The sequence below is a fragment of the Haloleucobacter ellipsoideus genome (genome assembly GCF_052491725.1).
Window position 1 is genome coordinate 202,837 of sequence record NZ_JBQWAR010000017.1, and the last position, 18,025, is coordinate 220,861.

The following is an 18,025-nucleotide window of genomic DNA, read 5'->3' on the forward strand; positions in this document are numbered from 1 at the left end:
GTCTGCCCCCCTCACATCTCGCGCGTGGCGAGGAATTTTCCGAAGCCCAGGGCGTGGCCCAGCCGGAGGGCGACATTTTCCCAGGTGATATGTGCAATGCTGGCGCGCCCCGCGGCCCCCATGGCCTGCGCCAGTTCCGGCTGCGCCCATAGTCTCTCCATGGCGGCGGCAAGAGCCCCGGGTTCCGGTGCGCAGACAAGGCCGGTTTCCCCGTCGCGCACGATATTGGCCGGCTCGCCGCTGTCGGTCACGGTGATGACCGGCGTGCCGGAATTCATCGCCTCGAAGGTGATGAGGCCCATATCCTCGCGCATGGGTACGAACAGGGCCGCACGGGCATCGGCATAGAGATCCGCCAGCTGCCGGTCGCTCACCCGCCCGAGAAAGACGATGCGCCCGTCGCCGGCGGCCTGTGTGCGGAACATCTCCGCATCCTCTCCGTCACCGGAGATGAGCAGGCGGGCGGGCATGGTGGTTTCCCGCATGGCGGCAATCGCCAGCCCCACCCGCTTCCAGCGATGCAGCCTGCCGGGCAGGAAGAAATAGTCGAAAGCCCCTTCATGCAGCCCCCCCAGCGTTGTGGGGTGGTGGATGATCTCTTCCGCTTCCAGCCCGTTATAGAGCTTCAGGCGGTCTGACACCTCCTGCCCGATGGCGAGCAGCTTGCGGGTATGCGGTGCGCGCAACAGGGCGGTATCCAGAAGCCGGATGAAGTGGCGCTGTTCCAGCAGATCCTGCGAGGGGTGCGGGAATTCCAGATCGAACATGTCATAGAAAACCCGCATGGTGTGTTGCAGGTAGCAGACATGGTTGGGGTGGCGCAGCGCATAGGATGGCGCTTTTGAGCTGATGACGCCGTCAAAGCGCGAGAGATCCAGATCATAAAAGCGCAGATAGGAGCGCTGAATCGCCTCGAACGAGCTTTCATCGCTGGGCACGGCCACCAGCTCGGCATCAAAACCCACATCGCACAGGGCCTGGGTAAGGCCGGTGAAGAAACGCTCCGCCCCGCCCAGCTCGCCGCGGGCGGAGCCGGCCGCCACCATGGCTATTCTCGGCCTTCCGGCCCGCAGGGATTCAGTCATGGGAGGGCGCCTTGGAGGATTGCACTTCCTCGCGGATGGCGCACATCAGCGCATCCAGCTCTTCCGGGCTCAGATCATTGGCGCCCGCCACGCTGCGCCAGGCGGTGAAGGGGCGCGGGGCCGAAAGCACGGGGCGCAGGGACGGCGCATGGTGCGCTTTGGGCTGCGCCAGATATTCCGGGCTGGTCATCCATTGCCGCATCCAGGCGCGCGGTTCACCGGCCGCATTGATGATCCATGAGCGGAACAGGCCGCGTGGCTTGCCGCTGGCATGAAAGAGCAGGCTGCGCAGGCTCCGCGTGGGGCGTCCATTGTGGCGAAAGACCATGCGGCCGAGAACAGAACGCTTGCGATACATCATTTCATCCGATTGCCAGCGTGTTGCGGCGTTGAGCGCCGCCTGCGCCCGGTGCAGTTCATGTTCCATGCCGGCAAGGCGCACCTGAATATCCGAGCGGTTTGCAATCTGTTGCAGGCGCAGCTCTTCAAGGCGCTCATCCAGAAGCGGATCTTCCGGTTCCCGATGCTCCCGCGTCACATCCTTCTGGCTGGGCCGGTCCGGGGCCGGGGCAAGGTTGCGGCTGTCGCGCAGGCGGTTGGGCCGGGGGGGAAGCGCGAGCGGTGCGGGCGGCGCCATCTCCAGCAGGTCACTCCAGAAGGCGCTGGAGAGAATCTGGCCATCAATGCCGTGATAGACGGCTGCCTCCGCCTCGGCTTTTGTGTCGTCCACAGGGCACCGGGCCGGCCGCAGGGCGAGCGCGTTCCTGCCGAAGAAGCGGACCTCGCTGGCCCTGTCCCCATCCAGTGCGATCACCTCGCTCACATGCGGGTGGGCGAGAAGGCCGTAGAGGGGCGCATCGGTTGGGGATGGAGTCAGATCCCATGAGGAGAGCAGGGCCAGCGTATCAGGTTCGCAAGCCGGTACGAGAAGGGCCGCGCACTTGCCGGCGGCCGTGCAGATCTGCTCCCGGCCCTCATCCAGCCGCGCGGGCAGGTCTTCACTTTTGCCCAGCACCAGCAGGCTGTTGGCGGGCGGTGGACAGAAAGGCTGCATGAGCGCCGCCGCGCCTGCAAGATCGGCCATGAGGCTGATTGTTTGCGATGGCATGGCGCGGGCCGCCAGTTTGGCCTGCATTTGCGGGGCGGAAGCGCGCAGGGCCAGCAGCAGATCATCCAGAAAGCCCGCCGGATGCAGGCGGATGTCGATCATCCGCGCCCCCGCGCGCGCAAGGGCATGCTCCACAATGGGGGGCAGCTCGAAACCGATGACGAGCGCATCGGCAAAATGGGCCTGTGCCAGCGCATCAAGGTGCGGGGCGGCGTCAGTCCTGTCGCGCAGCTGCGCCCAGCCTTCCAGCGAAAGGGGCGCGCCTTGCTCGCCATAGATGGCGTCAATCTCATCGTCGCCGAGATTCTGCCCGAAGGCTGGCTCGATACCCCAGCCCACCATGGCCGGCATCTGCCCGCTCACATGGCCAATCAGCCTTCCCAGCAGACGGTGCAACCAGAGAGTGTCTCGCGCAGCAGCGGGCGAAAAGCCGGAAGAGGCGGGGCGCAGAAAGTCTCCGGTCAGAATGATGCGGCAGGAGGGGTGATTCAACATGCGCGGGCCCGGGCTTTCTCAGCGGATTGGAGAGCGGTTGATGGCCCGGAAGGCCTGGCCGCATCCAGATAATCTCGATGAGATCTTTTACGTGTGTATTTCATATTTGCAAGCATGGGTGGTGACACAGATGGCCACCCATGCGAGTATGTAGCAGGTGCTCGGCTCATCTGGCGTACAGCAGTTCCTGTCTATTCTGTGTCGTCATGGTAATGAATATGTATCTTTATATATTCTTTCATTAAGTCAGATATTCGTTTGTTTCTGAAAAGTATGTCATATGAAACAGAATGAGATTGACGCGGGTTTGATTTCTGTCCGTCTCGATACGGAGTCTTCTCGCCTTGCCCGATCCGGGCAAAAGAAGGTGGATCAGGTTTCAATTCAGCCCTGCATCACGCCGGCGGATGATGTCGTGCCGGGTGATGCAACCTGTAGTTCTGTTGTGGGTGCGGATGCGCCCCGCCTGAAGGATCTGCTCACCCGCCTGCCGGGCGGGCGGCAACTGCGCGCATGGAACAAGGCGCGCCGCCAGAATCGCCGGAAGAGGCGTGAGGAGCGCAGGGCAGGCAGTGGTGCACCCTCATCACCCGCCGCGCCCGCACCGCTGCCCCCGCAGCCGGAACAGCCTGTCGCCGCTCCCGCTTCTGTTCATCTGCTGGAGCATGAGCTGGCCGCCTTGCATGCCCGGCTCGATGACGCGCCCTTGCGGGACATGCTGTTGCGCATGGGGGCGCTGGAGCAGGAGCTGGCGGCCCTGAAGCGGGAGATGCGGATGCAGGCGCAGCGTGCTTCCGGGCCGGCCGCCGGGCTTTCATCCACGCCCATTCCTGTGGAAACGCACGACAAGTCCCGGTTTGACAGCTTCTATATCGCTTTCGAGGATGAGTTCCGGGGCGCGCGCGATGTGGTGAGCGCGCGCCTTGCCGCCTATATGCCCCATCTGGCCGCTGCCGGTGTCGCCGCCCTTGAAGGGCCTGTGCTGGATATTGGCTGCGGACGGGGGGAATGGCTCGAATTGCTGAAGCGCGAAGGCTTCAACGCCTATGGCATAGACCTCAATGCCGCCATGGTGGAGGAAACCCGCGCCCACGGGCTGGAGGCGCGCTGCGCCGATCTGCTCTCGCACCTGCGCGGGGTGGAGGCGCAATCCCTGGGGGCGGTCACGGCCTTTCATGTGGTGGAGCATCTGCCGCTTGAGGTATTGCTGGACTTTCTGGATGAAGCCCTGCGTGCACTCGTGCCCGGTGGCCTGCTGCTGCTGGAAACGCCCAACCCTGAAAATATTCTCGTTGGCGCCTGCACCTTCTACAAGGACCCCACCCACCGCAATCCGATTCCCCCGGAGGTTTTGCAGTTCATGGCCCGCCAGCGCGGTTTCCACCGCACGCAGATTCTTCCCCTCCACCCCTTCCCGCAGGATCAGCAGTTGCGGGGCTCGGATGTGGATACCCCACGGCTGAACCATCTTCTGTTCGGTCCGCAGGATTACGCCCTGCTGGCGCACAGGGCCTGAAGACCAGCACTCCGCTTTTCCAGACATCCGCCGCAGGCAGGACCAACACTGTGTCGTTCGCAGATATCCATCGTCTTTTCATCGCCCCCCGAATCTTCCGCTTCACCACCGAACTCTCCCGGGAGCATCTCACCATTCTGGATGTGGGAGAGGGGCAGGGCGTGGCGGCGGCCTTCCGCCTTCTCCAGCGCCCCGGCCTCGTGCCGCTGGAGCTGGCCCATGCCGGAACCGCTGGCGAGGAGGAGTTCTGGGCCCTTCTGGCGCGCGCCACGCTGGTGATCGCGGATGGCAGCGCACAGGCGCAGCGCCTGTCTGTGCTCGCCATGGCGGCGGATGTTCCCGTGGTGCGGCAGGCGGGCGCGCCGGGGCGCGGGCCGGCGCTGGAAACGCTGGGCACCTCACCGGAGGAACTGGCCGCCGCCATCCATCTGGTTCTGGAAGAGCCATGGCTGCGCCGGAACATGGTGCTGCGCCAGCGCGCCTTTCTGGACAGGCTGAGCCATGATGAGGTTGCGGCGCTGTTTGGCGCTGCCACGGAACAGGGTGAAACGCGGATTGGCGGCTGGCGCATTGAGGGGCCGTTCGACAGCTCCTACAGCCTGGCCATTGTGAACCGCTCGCTTGGGCTGGAACTGGAGCGGCAGGGAGAACATGTCGGCCTTGTGAGCATGGACGGCCCCGGCCGGCTGGACCCGGACCCGCTTTTTCTGGAGCAGGAACCGGCCACCGCCGCGCTCTGGCGCAATGCCGCCCGGATGGCGATGCCGGATGTGGTGACGCGCAACCTGTATCCGCCCTATGTGCTGGACATGCGCGGCCTCACACGGGTTCTTTCCAACTATGCGTGGGAGGAGAGCGGCTTTCCCCCCGCCCATGTCGCCGCCTTCAACAGTGCTCTGGACCTCATCACCGTCACCAGCCATTTCGTGAAGAAGGTGCTGCGCGACAATGGGGTGCGGGTGCCCATCGCCATGGTCGGAAACGGCATTTTCGAGCCGCCGGCACAGGTGAGGGCGCTTTCCCGGCCCGCCGGCATATTCCGCTATCTGCATGTTTCATCCTGCTTTCCCCGCAAGGGGGTGGATGTGCTGCTGGCGGCATGGGCAAAAGCCTTCACGCTGGATGATCGGGTCGAGCTGGTCATCAAGACCTTTGCCAATGAGCATAATGATGTGGCGGCGCAGATCGCGCGGCTGGGTGTCACCACCCCGCGCCATGCGCCCATTCTGCTCATCGAGGATGACATCAGCGAGGACCAGATCCACGCCCTCTATGCCTCGGCGGATGCGGTGGTGTGCCCGGCGCGGGGCGAGGGCTTCGGCCTGCCCATGGCGGAAGCCATTGCCCATGGCAAGCCGGTGGTGACAACAGGTTTCAGCGGCCAGCGGGATTTCTGCACGCCGGAAACCGCCTGGCTGTGTGACTACAGCTTTGCCTATTCCCGTGCGCATCTGGGCATCTCGGCTTCGGTCTGGGTGGAGCCGGATGTGGACTCTCTGGTGGAGGCGATGAAGGCGGTGCGCGCGGCAACCCCGCGGGAGGTGGCGCAGAAGATCGCTGCCGGGCAGGCGCTGCTGCATCAGAACTATCGCTGGGAGGTGGTTGCGCGCAAAACCCGCGAGGCGGTGGCCGCACTCGATGTGCTGGACAGCACCATGCTGCGCCTGCCGAAGGTCGGCTGGGTCAGCACATGGAATACGCGCTGCGGCATCGCCACCTATTCGCAGGCGCTGCTTTCCGGCTTTCCGGCTGAAAATGTCATCCTTTTCGCCAACAGGAACAGCTCCCTGGAGGGGGAGGACACAGACCAGGTGCGCCGCTGCTGGACACTGGGCTGGGTGGAGGACGACCTTGAAGAGCTTTATGCGGCCATCCGGGCCGAAGGGGTCGAGGCTCTGGTGGTGCAGTTCAATCTCAGCTTCTTCCCGCTGGAGGCCCTGTGCAGGCTGGTGGAGCGGCTAGAGCAGCAGGATGTGCCGGTTTTCCTCTTCTTCCATTCCACCATGGATGTGGAGCGGCCCATGGGCGGGTGGGTACGGCTGGGCGATATGCGCGAAAGCCTCGCCCGGGCGACCCGCCTGATGGTGCATTCCGCCGGAGACCTCAACCGGCTGAAGGCGATCGGGCTGGTGGAGAATGTGGCCCTGTTTCCCCACGGCCTGCCGGAGCCTTATGGCGGAGACCGTGCGGCGGTGCGCGAGGCCATGGGCCTGGGCGGGCGCACGGTTCTGGCGACATTCGGTTTTCTGCTGCCGCACAAGGGTCTGCGGGAAATCATCATGGCTGTGGCGCAGATGCGGCGCACGGTGCCTGATCTTCATCTGCTGATGCTGAATGCACTTTACCCGGCGGATGTCTCCCGCGAGGAGCTGGACATCTGCCGCGCCCTTGTGCGTGAGCACGGGCTTGAGAGCCATGTGAGCATCTTGCCCGATTTTCTGGAGGATGCGGAGATCATGGCCCGGCTCTCGGCTGCCGATATTGTGGTCTATCCCTATCAGAACACGCAGGAATCAGCGAGCGGAGCGGTGCGTCTGGGGCTGGCCTCGGGCACGCCGGTGGCCTGTACGCCCTTGCCCATTTTCGAGGATATCGCCCCCATCGTGCGCACCCTTCCGGGCATTTCCCCCGATGCACTGGCTTGTGGCCTGCTGGAGATGCTTGCGGACCGGGAGGCCTTGAAGGCGCAGCAGCAGGCGCAGGTGAAATGGGCCGGGCAGTTGATCTGGCCGATCATGACCCGACGTCTGGAAGGGCTGGTGCGCGGCACATTGCTGGATCGCAAGATGGATGCTGTCCTGCCCTGAAAGCATGAAACCGAACGGGGCGGCCTTTCAGAACTGGCCGCCCTCAGCCCACTGCCTCAGCCCCCCGGCGCCTCAGCTGATCGTGCCCAGCAGGGCCTGAACCCGCGCCTGAACCAGGGTATCAAAGCGTGCATTGCTGAACTCGGCGACATAAGCCTTTGACAATTCATCAAATTGGGCAAGGCTTGTAGGGCCGCGGTCAAGCGGAAGCAGGGGCGCGGACATATCCTGATGGGCGGCCGGAATGGCCTCGATAATCTCGCGCAGGGCATTGGCAAGCCCGGCCTTGTCACCGGCCGGGCTCATGCGCCCGAAGCCATTGGCAATAAAAGGCAGGTTGTAAGAGTCATACCCCACCGGCACCATGCCCGTTCGCAGTCCTTCGATGACAGGTTTGCAGAAGCCTTCATGATAGGAGGGAATAGCCAGAATATCACTTGCAGCGCAGGCGCGCTCCAGTTCCTCATCACTGGCTGTACCAATGAATTCTATACGCTCAGAAAGGCCGGATGACTGTATCTCTGCCTCTACATCTTTCATATAGTCCGGATCCGACCATTCCTGATTGCCGATGATCCGCAGACGAAAAGGCGTATCTGAAGAACCGGCCACCATGCGCAGGGCCTCGACCAGATCGAGCACGCCCTTGGAGGGGACAACCCGGCCAATGAAAAGCAGTTGAACCGGCGCTGTGCCTGCCTTCTCCGCCATCATGCTCAGTTGCGGCGTGTTCACCGCCAGTGGCACGATGTGAATGTGTTCAGGATCAAAGCCGCGATCCAGAAGATCCCGTGCATTGATCTGGCTTACAGGCCAGATTTCATCGGCACGGCGGAAGTTCTCGATCTGCCGCAGGGATTTCTCGATCAGGCCATGGCTTTTCTCGGGAAGAAAGCGGGCGGGGGTGACATTGTGAAAGCACACCACCTGCTTGCCATGGCCATTGCCAATCAGCATGGCATCAAACAAATTCACATGAATGCCGAAATGATAAACAATCAGATCCGCATCCAGAAAATCATCATCCAGCAGCAGGTCGGAAAGGTCCCCGGCGCTTTTCCACGCCATGTCCGGCAGATCACACCGCCATGAGAGCACCTTCACCTGCATGCCGGGCAGAGCGCTGAGGGCGCGATACGTATCCTGAACAGAGGTGGAGATGGCATCATAACGCGTGACAGAGGGCACGATGATGATGGCCTTGCGTGCATCCGTTGCGGCGCCTGCGGAAGAAGCTGTCATCCTTGCACTCAATTCCCGCTCGCGCCCGGCTGGGCTGCACCGCGCAAGTCCTTCACATCCTGTCTGAGGGTGCGGACATCCTGCTCAAGCTGCACAAGAGCGGAAAAGCCGCTCATCACGGCCGGGCAGTGGTGGCGCCAGCCCTTTTCCAGGCGAGATATGGCAGCTTCAAGCTGATCCACACGTCCTTCAAGGGCTCCGGCGCGCTGATACAGAATCTGCTCGATTGTGTCGGCCTGTGAATCGAGCTTGGCCAGCCTCTGGCGGGCCTCCAGCTCAAGGGGCGCAACCCGGCGTTCGATCATTTTCTCGATGGGCCGCCAGACCGGACGCAACAGCCAGCTCGAACAGCGCCGCAAAACAGAAGTCACATGTTTCTCCCGTCACTGCGGCGGTGCCGATCATGCCGCATGGTCGTAGTCGAAAACGCCAATCAGGCTGATGGTTGAGCCATCATCAAACGACCATGTCACGAAACTGATTTCGCTGTTGCCATAACGGGCGAGGTTGCTGTCAATCAGAATGACATCAGACCCATGCGTGATGGTGGTGCTGTTGGTATCGTTGCGAACGAAATTGTTGATGGTCTGCCGCGCATTGTCGTCATAGGCATAGGCTTCGTCGCTATGCTGAATGCGCTTCGTGCTGACCTTCAGATAGGGCGCAACGGAACTCAATATGCTTGCGACATCAATATCATGCCCGCTCTCACCCGGTGGGGTTGCGGCTTGTTCTTCCTCTTCCTGCGGCCCGGGCAGCATAGGCGCCGCAGGCTGGTTCGGGGAGAGAAATCCCGGCAACTTGTCCCGGATAGTCGAATTCGGGTCCACCTCGAACGAGTTGTGGTTATTCGTCAGAGGGATGGTGGCAAGGCCATGACGCCCACCAGCCTCGCTGCCATAGCTCTGGCCATGCGGCATAGATCCGCCGGCTTCCCCAGCGGGGTTGGCAGCCAGATGGATCTGGGTGAGCCGGGCCTGTATCTCGCCTGTCGCGCTGTCACCCGAGCCAATGCCCTCATGATGAAAATGGAGGGAAATGCCCTGCGAGTTGTCGGGCGTGCTGACCTCCTTGCCAGAGGTGAAGAAGAACGAAGACAGAGACTCGTTCTCGCCCACCATTTCCGTGAGGGTCTGGCGTGCGGACATCAGGTCCGGGAAAACCGTGCCGCCGCTCGACAGCAGCGCGTTATAGGTGGAGGGCATGCCATCCTGGAATCCGCTGACAATGACCTCACCGGTCAGCGCATTGCCGCGGCCCTCATGTCCGGCGGTGGAGGCGGAGAAGGTCGCATTGTCATGATCGCGGCCATTCTGGTCCATCTCGGCGGTGGTGAGGAGGCGGCTGTCCTGCTGCTCGCTCGCCGCAATGTCCACATCACCACGCAGCTGGGTTGTGACAACCGCGATGGCGGCGAGCACGGCCATGGTCTGGCGCTTGTCGAGCTCGGAATTCAGCTGAAGGCTGGTGGTATCGGTCTCCGGCAGCCGCGTGCCATCCGGTCCGCCATCATCATCCAGTTCGGAAGCGGAGGCATCATTGGTGGAGAGCTTGAAGAAGGCAGTCGCGACCAGCGCCACAAGGAAGGCAGCCGGGTGCAGGCGGATATTGCTCTTCTTTTCGGGAGTGTCGGCCGGCGGCAGAACCAGCGGATGACGTTCCAGAAACGTTTCCACCAGCGAGCGGAAGTCCGGGCCGCGCAGAACACTGTCAAAAGCGGCGCTGGCAATGACATAGGCGCCGTCAATACGCGCGCAGTGCACGATGACATCATCACTCAGGCCGTCAATGAAAACGAACCAGGGCTCACCCTCATCGGAAAGGCCGCGTTCCGTATCCACATGAAAGCCAACCGAAATCAGCGCGCTTTCAACACGATAGAATTCCGCAAGTTCCTGATTGCTCCAGTCACGATTTTCCGGTCGCGCCCGAAACAGGGAAACGATATTGCTCACAGCCATGCCAGCCTGCCTTCAGAAAAGGATCACCCAAGCTCCGCAGCAACAGGAGCGGCAGCGGGGTCGGCCTCAAACAGGATTTCGTAGGTCAGGGGGTCATAGAAACGCAAAATGGTACAGACAAAGGAACGTGCCTCCATCTGCAGGGCATCCGCCCACACGCGGTAGCGCTCGGGCGGGATACGGCCGCGGCCGCTTTCAAGCTGGGAAATGAAGGTATAATATTCCGTCCCGACCAGTGTGGCCAGTTCGCGCTGGGAGAGGCCAAGCTCCTCCCGCCGCTGCTTCAGCCAGCGACCAGCTTCCCGGCGCAGTTCAAGTGCGTCATCAGACAAGCGACGCTGGCTGGTTCCAAGCATGATACCCTCGATCCTCTTTTTTCTTCCGGTCAACTATGCACGCTATGAGAGAATTGTACATAGTCTCAACCAAAAATATGTCACAATTGACCTAGCGCTCGCGCATCGAGCGGCCCAGTGCGTCGGTCAGCGGGCGCACCATATAATTCAGAACGGTGCGTTCACCCGTATTGAAAACGATTTCCGCGGGCATGCCGGGGCGCAGCGCGCTCTTCATGTCCGGGGGAATGTCCGTCTCCGCAATGGAAACCCGGGCGAGATAATAGGGCTCATGCGTGGTCTCATCCACCAGCCGGTCACTTGAGACAGACATCAGGCGCCCCAGAATAAGCGGAGTGGTGCGGGTGTGGAAATTGGGAAATTTCACCTCCACATGAACGCCGGCCGAAAGGCGATCAATATCCTGAACCGCAACGCGCCCGTCCACCACCAGATCTTCATCCCTGGGCACGATTTCCAGCATGGTATCCCCGGGCCGCACCACGGCGCCGACCGTATAGATGCGCGAATTGATATTCTGCGCGGTACCGGCGCGCGGTGCGCGAATGCTCACGCGGTCCAGTGCATTCTGGGCCACATTCATGCGCTCCCGCAGTTCGCTCAGCTTCTGGCGAATGGTGACGAGCTGCTCGCCCACTTCCTCTGCTCGCTGCTGGCGCAATTGCTGGATCTGCATCTGGATTTCGCCGATGCTGCCCTCGGACTTGGCGCTGTCGGCGATATTGCGGCCGACAATGCCGAACAGGCGGGCCTTTTCCCGCTCAAGGCCGGAAACGCGGGCCTTGGTCACCAGCCCCTTGGCCTCCAGCGTGCGTGCGCCTTCCAGCTCATCATCAATGAAATGGAGTTGCTGCTCGGCAGATATCTTTTCCTGCGCAAGGCCCTCGATCTCGGTCCGCAACTGGCCGATGCGGCTTTCCAGAATTTCCATCTGCCCGTCAAGAGCGGTCTTGCGGTCGCGGAACTGGGCTGTCTGGTCCTCGATCACTTCCTTGACATTGTGTTCCTTGATGCGTGACGTCAGGCTTTCTGGAAAGGTCACGCTGTCGGCCAGATTGCGTTCAGCCACGAGCCGGGCCTCTGTGGCGAGGGCTGCATCAAGCTGTGCGCGCACCGCATCATAATTCGCGCGGGCGGAGGTGGGGTCGAGGCGGAAGAGAACCTGCCCCTCATCCACAGTGTCACCCTCCTGCACATGGATGGACTGGACGATGCCGCCTTCCAGATGCTGCACCACCTGCCGCCGGCTTTCCACGGAGATGACGCCGGACGCGATCACCGCACTGTCGACAGAGGCCAGAGCTGCCCATCCGCCAAGACCGACAAAGGCAAAGGCGATGACGGCATAGCCGGTGAGGGCCACAGAACGGAAATCGCTGCTGGGGCGGGGCGCGCCATGCTCCTTCGAGATGTCACCCTTTTCATTGGCTTCATCCAGCCGTGTGAGCTGTGCCTTGCCCTTTTCCAGAAGGCTTGCGCCCATTTTCAGCAGGTTTGCGCCCAGTCCCCGGGCTTTCTCGCCAAATGTCTCAAACATGACTCATGCCTCACTGGACGTCACGCGCGGGGCGGCCGGAGCTGTAGCTGCCGGTGCGGCGTGGCCCATGCGGGCTGTGAATTGTGCATTGGGTTGAAACTGCGCCTGAACAGGGGATGCAGCAGCAGGAGAAGCTTGCGCGGCTGCAACAGCCCCGCCACCACCCCCGGCGGCGACAGGCGCTGCCGCGGCAGGAGCAACGGCCGCCGCCGCAGCCTGCTGACCCGGCTGCTCCCCGGATGCTGCGGAATGCACCACATGCGGCTTCATCAGGCGCTGGATCACCTGATCACGCGGGCCAAAGGCCTGCACGGCACCGTCCTTCATCAGCAGAATGAGGTCGCACAGCGCCAGACTGTTGGTCTTGTGGGTGATGAGAATGACAGTGCGCTTCGCTTCCTTCAGGCGCCGCACGGCATCCATCAGGGCCTGCTCGCCCGCGGCATCCAGGCTGGCATTCGGCTCATCCAGAACGATCACGGCCGGCATGCCATAGAGTGCCCGCGCAAGGCCGATACGCTGGCGCTGCCCGCCCGAGAGGGCCTGTCCGCCTTCGCCGATCTGCGTGTTGTAGCCGCCCGGCAGGTTCTGGATCATTTCATGGACGCCCGCCATCTGCGCGGCGCGGATGATCAGTTCATCATCTCCCGTGCGGAAACGGGCGATGTTCTCGGCGATGGTGCCGGCAAACAGTTCCACATCCTGCGGCAGATAGCCAAGATTGGAGCCGAGCTGGTCCGGGTCCCAGTGGGAGAGGTCCGAGCCATCCAGCCGGACCGAACCGGCAAGGGCGGGCCACACCCCAACCAGTACCCGCGCAAGGCTGGACTTGCCCGCCGCGCTGGGGCCGATAACGCCCAGCACCTGACCGGCCGGCACCTGGAAGGAGACGCCGCGCAGCACTGGCTGTTCGCGGCCCGGAGCCCGGGCCACCAGACCCTCGACGGACAGATTGCCCTTCGGGTCCGGCAGGCGCACGCGCTCGCCAAGAGGGGGCAGGGAGTGGAGCAGAGACTGCACCCGGTCATAGGCCGAGCGCATGTTCACCACGGACTTCCAGTTGCCGATGGCCATTTCCACCGGCTGGATGCAGCGCCCCACAATGATGGAGGCGGCAATCATCACGCCCGGGGAGAGTTGCCCCACAATCACCAGATACGCGCCCAGCCCCAGCACGAGGCTCTGCACGAAGGAGCGGTTGAACTTGGTGGCGGCCATGAGAATGCCGGCCCGGTCTGATGCCAGGGCCTGCCAGCCCAGCGCGCCGGAATGGCTCTCCCGCCACTTTTCCTGAAGGCGGGAAACCATGCCCATGGCCTGCAGCACTTCCGCATTGCGGAAGGTGGTGGTGGCCTTGTTGTGGGCGGTGATGTTGGCGCGGGTGGCCTCGTTCAGGGAGGCGCGGGTGGCCCTGTCGTTCGCCACAGCCAGAATGCCGGAAAAGATGCAGCTCACCACGGCCAGAATGCCGAAATAGGGATGCAGCATGGTGGCAACGATGATGTAGATCGGCACCCAGGGCAGGTCACACATCGAGATGAGGCCCTGCCCGGTATAGAATTCGCGCACCGTATCGGTATCGCGCAAGGCCTGCACGCTGCCTGCCGTGGGATTGAGAAGCGACATGCGCTGCACGGCATTGAACATGGGCGGGCTCGCCACCTCGTCAAACCGCACCCCCGCGCGCACCAGCACCTTGGAGCGCAGCGATTCGAGCGCGGCCCAGACCAGATAGAGAAAGGCGATGATGAGGGTGAGCACGACCAGTGTCGTGATGTTCCGGCTCGAAAGCACCCGATCATAAACCTGCATCATGTAGAGCGGGCCGGTGAGGCCCAGCAGGTTGATGAAGAAGGAGAAGACGATAGCCGTGAAAAAGGCTGGCTTGGTCAGCTTCAGAGCCATGTCGAGCGCCGTCGGCGCGTTGGCTTGTGGGCCGGCCTGCCCCTGTGCACGCTGTTTGGACATGAAATACCGCGCTGATCGCGAACCATGAGTGTCCGCCACTCACGATTGTATTATTTTAAGATGCAACTTTCAATGGCGCAGATGGCCGGGAAGCGCATGTCTTCAGGGCTGGAATGAAAAACCCCGCCGTGCGAACACGGCGGGGCGGAGGTCTCAAACCATCAGGGATGGGAGAGAGCAGGCGAAAACGGTGACGTTGTTCGCGTTCAGGTCGATTTCACCCGTCAGGGCGATCAGCAGGTCGCCGTTCAGGCCGGCATTGCCAGCGTCAACGTCGCCGTACACATAGGTGTTACCCTCGTACACGAACTGGGCGAACTGGGTGATGTTGTTGCCCGGCTGAGTGTTTGCAACAACGTCAGCCACAGCCGACACAGCATCAAGCAGAGAGTTGATGTCAGCAGCGGCCAGAGCAGCGTCGACCAGGTTCTGGGCAGTGAAGCCGTTGAAGCCGGCGATCTGCAGCGTGTCATTCGCCGAGTCGAAATCGGTGATGGTCACGCTACCGACAAAGTCATTACCGGCTGCATTGAGCTGCACGTTGCCAGAGAACTCAATGCGAGCGCCGACAACAGCATTGACACCGGTAACTTCACGAGCGAGTACATCAAGTTCGCCAAACTGGAGAACATCCTTGCCGATGCCGGTGGTGATGCTCAGGTGAGATGCAGAACCGTAGGTCTGATCGTAACCCAGAGCAACAGCAAACACATCGGTGCCTGCACCCAGATCAACAGAAACGCTCTCTGCCGTCAGGCTGCCCAGCACGAAAGAGGCTGTGTCATTGCCCGAGCCGAAAGAGAGGGACTCGAGAGCCAGCTCAGCCACAGGGGTGAGAGGGGTCACGCCGGGAACGTGGAGGGAGGTGGCAATGGTTGCGAAGTCGAGCTCAAGGTCGCCGGTGGAGCCGGAGGCATCAATGGTCTCAACGCCAGCAATAACGCCCAGAGCTCCACGGCCGAGGAAGATCTCGCCATCGCTCTCAAGGTTCAGGTTAACGGTCGTCAGCTTGGAGGTGGTGAGGCCGTCAACCGGAGTGGCCGGAGCACCTGCCGGAGCATCAGAAGCTGCCGTGTTCAGCCACAGGTCACCTTCGCCATCGCCGAGGTTCCCGGAAACGGTCAGGGTCTCAACCTTGCCGCCGTTGACTTCGAGAGCCACACGACCATTGCGGAGTGTTTCCACATTCAGGACGACATCAGCTTCCGTGCCGTCAAACTCAGCACGAAGCGGGCCGGGGGCCGTTGCAGTGGTGTTGGCGCTGCTCAGAATGTCGCCGGTGAAGGCAGCAGTCTGACCATTCTGCAGATGAATGACGGTATTCGCGGCATCAATCTGGTTCAGAACTTCGAGAGCGGAGCCGAAGTAACGAGCGTCGATGGCAGGAGCTGCCGCATTCTGCGTCACAGGGTCGGGCAGATTGTAAACGGTCGTTGTGGTGTTGGTGGCAGCAGCACCATCAGCAGACACCAGATTCACGTTCTGGATGTTCTGGATGGAAACAGTCGCCTTGTTCGGCAGATTGACATTAGTGCCATTCGCGCCAACCAGGGCGAGATTGAGCGTGTTGACGCCAGCGCCACCATCAATGCTGTCGAGTGGATTGAGAGTGGAGGGGGACTGCGCAGGGTCATTGGACACGACGCCGTTGATGGTGTCATTGGCAGCGGTGCCAATCACGTTATCAACGCCAGTGGTGAGCGTGAAGGTTTCACCGACGCTGCCCGGCCATGCGCCGGTCTCGATGAACTTCACGATGTTCGCCTGAGCAGTCACAACCGTGGACTGCGCGTCGGTCACGCCTTCCAGAGCAGCGTGGGCGCTATCCTGGGTCCAATCAACATTGGCGGCAGCAACCTGGGTTGCATAGTCCAGACCAACAGTGGTCTTGTTGTTGATGGTGGTCAGGTCCTGGCCAGCAGCGGTGTTCTGCGCGCCGGAGATGACGGAAGCGATGAAGTCACCGACCGGAACGGCGCCGGAGATCAGCTGCTCGGTCCAGTAGGCCAGACCTTCCTCGTCAGGGGCGCGGTTGAAGGCGTTCTGGTAGATCTCGGTGATGAATGCCTCGGCATCATTCTCGAGCAGGTTCGGGTAACGCAGGAAGGGGTAGGTGGCCAGAGTCTCAGGCTGCTCAGAGAAGCTCTGGGCAATCTGCTGGACGTTCATTTCGCCAGAGTCCAGACGGCCGATCCAGTAGTTCAGGCCTTCCGGATCGGGAGCGCGGTTGAAGTAACCGACATAGAGCTGGGTAATCTGCTGCGCAGAAGTAAGTGCCATTGTAAACCTCTTGTGAACCTGATGCGCCCGCTCGGGTGCCCCCCAAAGCGTGCCGGATCTGGCTGGAAGCCATGCCCCGCCGCACCCGGTCTCGCCTGGGAGATCTGAGCCGCATCGGGACGGGTACAGTAACTACACTACGTCCGCCGGGCTGTACACCCCAAAATTGATCATCGCATATTTTGTTATCACAGGTTGTGCGTCGCTGTCCTTCATTTTACAATGTGCACGGGTTTTTCCTTTCCGCGCAGGAAGGGCGTAACGCGTTGAAGCCGGGGCCTGAATGCCGCTTCTGGTGGCGCGCCGGGGGTGATGGACGGCGGCATGTCAATTTTTAACCATCTTGGGTTGTATCGGCGCGAGTCTCGCGCCCGGAACATTCCACCGCAGTTCGAGGTTTTGCGCCGGTTGCCGGTGAGTGCAGAATCAATCGCGCTGTGGGGGTTCCTGCGCTCGCAGATCGGTATCGGCTCATCCGCCCGGGGCTATGCCCGCCTGCTCAGGCAGGCCATGCCGGAAGCAACATGTCATGCCCTGTCCCTGCCCGGGCGAGATGGTGTGGATTTCCAGACAGACCCGTTCCGTGTGCGCGCGCGACGCAATATCGTGGTGCTCAATCCGCCGGAACTGCTGAACCGGAACTATTATTTTCCCACGGACCTGATGCGCAACACATCCGTCATCGGCTACTGGGCCTGGGAACTGCCCCATATGCCGCAGGACTGGCTGCCCGCATTCGATCTGGTGGACGAGGTGTGGACCTGCTCGTCCTTCGCCGCCCGGGCCTTTCAGGGCGCCACCCACAAGAAGGTGAGCATTCTGCCCCATGTGGTGGAAGGCCGGCCGCAGATGGAGCGCTCCGCCGCCCGCCACCGGCTGGGGCTGGGCGAGGAAGGGGATTTCATCTTTCTCAGCGTGTTCGATTTCGCCTCCACCCTGCGGCGCAAGAACCCGCTCGGCGTCATCGCCGCTTTCCGGCAGGCTTTCGGGGATGGGCCGGACGGCCCCCGGCTGGTGATGAAATATCACGGCGCCGAACAGTTTCTGGAAGATGAGGTGACCCTGCGCGCCGCTGCCGCCGCCTGTCCGCGAATCCACCTTCTCTCCGGCGTGTTTTCCGAGCCGGACATGAAGGCCCTGTTCGATGCCGCCAACTGCTTCGTGTCGCTCCATCGCTCGGAAGGATTCGGGCTGAATATTGCCGAGGCCATGGTCGCCGGATTGCCTGTCATCTGCACCGGCTATTCAGGGAATATGGACTTCACGACATCAAGAAATGCCCTGCTGGTGAACTGGAGCCCCGTGGAGCTGCGGCCGGGGGATTATTTCGGCTGGCAGGGCCAGAGCTGGGCGGAGCCGGACCTGTTTCACGCCAGCGCCGCCATGCGCTTCGCCGTGGAGCATCCGCAGGATGCCGGAAAGCTGGGTGCGCAGGCCAGGGCGGATGTCTCGCGTCTGTTCAGCCCGCAGGCCATCTCCGCGCAGATGATGGCGCTTCTGCGCGCCAGCGAACTGCCCGCCCATGTGAATGCCGGAGTCTGGGCGCGGCTGAATGCGCGTCTGCGTGGTGATCAGGGCGCTTCCGCGCCTCGTCACGGCAGCGGAACGGGTGCCGGACAAGACCATATGGCCGGGCCACATCGCCCGCAGATTCTGAAATGACAAAGCCG

At 62.1% G+C, this 18,025-nt stretch carries 12 protein-coding genes; 3 read left to right on the forward strand and 9 right to left on the reverse strand.

Going from position 1 to position 18,025, the window contains the following annotated elements; translation table 11 throughout:
* Positions 1-11: 11 nt before the first annotated feature.
* Both ACT6QG_RS06175 and ACT6QG_RS06180 read right to left on the reverse strand, forming a co-directional pair.
* Positions 12-1,085 (reverse strand): glycosyltransferase family 4 protein, encoded by a 1,074-nt coding sequence (locus tag ACT6QG_RS06175; RefSeq protein ID WP_444976694.1) that lies wholly within the window; start codon positions 1,083-1,085, stop codon positions 12-14.
* Entirely contained in the window at positions 1,078-2,688 is a 1,611-nt protein-coding gene (locus ACT6QG_RS06180; RefSeq protein ID WP_444976695.1) for a hypothetical protein, read from the reverse strand. The genes ACT6QG_RS06175 and ACT6QG_RS06180 overlap by 8 nt, the downstream gene beginning before the upstream one ends.
* Before the next feature lie 367 nt (positions 2,689-3,055).
* Here ACT6QG_RS06180 and ACT6QG_RS06185 point away from each other — a divergent pair, with 367 nt between their 5' ends.
* Both ACT6QG_RS06185 and ACT6QG_RS06190 read left to right on the forward strand, forming a co-directional pair.
* Positions 3,056-4,204 carry a class I SAM-dependent methyltransferase gene (locus tag ACT6QG_RS06185; RefSeq protein WP_444976696.1) on the forward strand — a complete coding sequence of 383 codons (1,149 nt, stop codon included), beginning with the start codon at positions 3,056-3,058 and terminating at the stop codon, positions 4,202-4,204.
* Positions 4,205-4,254: 50 nt separating this feature from the next.
* Entirely contained in the window at positions 4,255-7,011 is a 2,757-nt protein-coding gene (locus ACT6QG_RS06190; RefSeq protein WP_444976697.1) for a glycosyltransferase, read from the forward strand.
* A 72-nt stretch (positions 7,012-7,083) separates the two neighbouring features.
* Here the strand turns inward: ACT6QG_RS06190 and ACT6QG_RS06195 are convergent, their stop codons facing one another.
* The 7 genes from ACT6QG_RS06195 to ACT6QG_RS06225 form a co-directional block, all read right to left on the reverse strand.
* Positions 7,084-8,253 carry a glycosyltransferase family 4 protein gene (locus ACT6QG_RS06195; RefSeq protein ID WP_444976698.1) on the reverse strand — a complete coding sequence of 390 codons (1,170 nt, stop codon included), beginning with the start codon at positions 8,251-8,253 and terminating at the stop codon, positions 7,084-7,086.
* An 8-nt stretch (positions 8,254-8,261) separates the two neighbouring features.
* On the reverse strand, positions 8,262-8,624 hold the full coding sequence (locus ACT6QG_RS06200) for a hypothetical protein (RefSeq protein WP_444976699.1): 363 nt from the start codon (positions 8,622-8,624) through the stop codon (positions 8,262-8,264).
* Between the two features lie 30 nt (positions 8,625-8,654).
* Positions 8,655-10,214, reverse strand: coding sequence for a hypothetical protein (locus ACT6QG_RS06205; RefSeq protein ID WP_444976700.1), 1,560 nt, complete (start codon positions 10,212-10,214; stop codon positions 8,655-8,657).
* Positions 10,215-10,237: 23 nt separating this feature from the next.
* On the reverse strand, positions 10,238-10,570 hold the full coding sequence (locus ACT6QG_RS06210) for a helix-turn-helix domain-containing protein (RefSeq protein ID WP_444976701.1): 333 nt from the start codon (positions 10,568-10,570) through the stop codon (positions 10,238-10,240).
* A gap of 91 nt (positions 10,571-10,661) precedes the next feature.
* A complete protein-coding gene (locus ACT6QG_RS06215; protein ID WP_444976702.1) occupies positions 10,662-12,107 on the reverse strand; it encodes an HlyD family type I secretion periplasmic adaptor subunit in 1,446 nt (481 codons plus the stop codon).
* A gap of 3 nt (positions 12,108-12,110) precedes the next feature.
* Positions 12,111-14,075, reverse strand: a complete 1,965-nt coding sequence (locus tag ACT6QG_RS06220) for a type I secretion system permease/ATPase (protein WP_444976703.1) — start codon at positions 14,073-14,075, stop codon at positions 12,111-12,113.
* A gap of 153 nt (positions 14,076-14,228) precedes the next feature.
* The gene (locus ACT6QG_RS06225; RefSeq protein ID WP_444976704.1) at positions 14,229-16,355 is read right to left on the reverse strand and encodes a DUF4214 domain-containing protein; all 2,127 of its coding nucleotides are present in this window, start codon (positions 16,353-16,355) and stop codon (positions 14,229-14,231) included.
* A 414-nt stretch (positions 16,356-16,769) separates the two neighbouring features.
* Here ACT6QG_RS06225 and ACT6QG_RS06230 point away from each other — a divergent pair, with 414 nt between their 5' ends.
* Positions 16,770-18,017 (forward strand): glycosyltransferase family 4 protein, encoded by a 1,248-nt coding sequence (locus ACT6QG_RS06230; protein WP_444976705.1) that lies wholly within the window; start codon positions 16,770-16,772, stop codon positions 18,015-18,017.
* Positions 18,018-18,025 lie beyond the last annotated feature (8 nt).

Bases quoted from the DNA above. Each gene is read 5' to 3' on its own strand.
- ACT6QG_RS06175 (WP_444976694.1), bottom strand. From the start codon at position 1,085: ATGACTGAATCCCTGCGGGCCGGAAGGCCGAGAATAGCCATGGTGGCG.
- ACT6QG_RS06180 (WP_444976695.1), bottom strand. From the start codon at position 2,688: ATGTTGAATCACCCCTCCTGCCGCATCATTCTGACCGGAGACTTTCTG.
- ACT6QG_RS06195 (WP_444976698.1), bottom strand. From the start codon at position 8,253: ATGACAGCTTCTTCCGCAGGCGCCGCAACGGATGCACGCAAGGCCATC.
- ACT6QG_RS06205 (WP_444976700.1), bottom strand. From the start codon at position 10,214: ATGGCTGTGAGCAATATCGTTTCCCTGTTTCGGGCGCGACCGGAAAAT.
- ACT6QG_RS06210 (WP_444976701.1), bottom strand. From the start codon at position 10,570: ATGCTTGGAACCAGCCAGCGTCGCTTGTCTGATGACGCACTTGAACTG.
- ACT6QG_RS06215 (WP_444976702.1), bottom strand. From the start codon at position 12,107: ATGTTTGAGACATTTGGCGAGAAAGCCCGGGGACTGGGCGCAAACCTG.
- ACT6QG_RS06220 (WP_444976703.1), bottom strand. From the start codon at position 14,075: ATGTCCAAACAGCGTGCACAGGGGCAGGCCGGCCCACAAGCCAACGCG.
- ACT6QG_RS06225 (WP_444976704.1), bottom strand. From the start codon at position 16,355: ATGGCACTTACTTCTGCGCAGCAGATTACCCAGCTCTATGTCGGTTAC.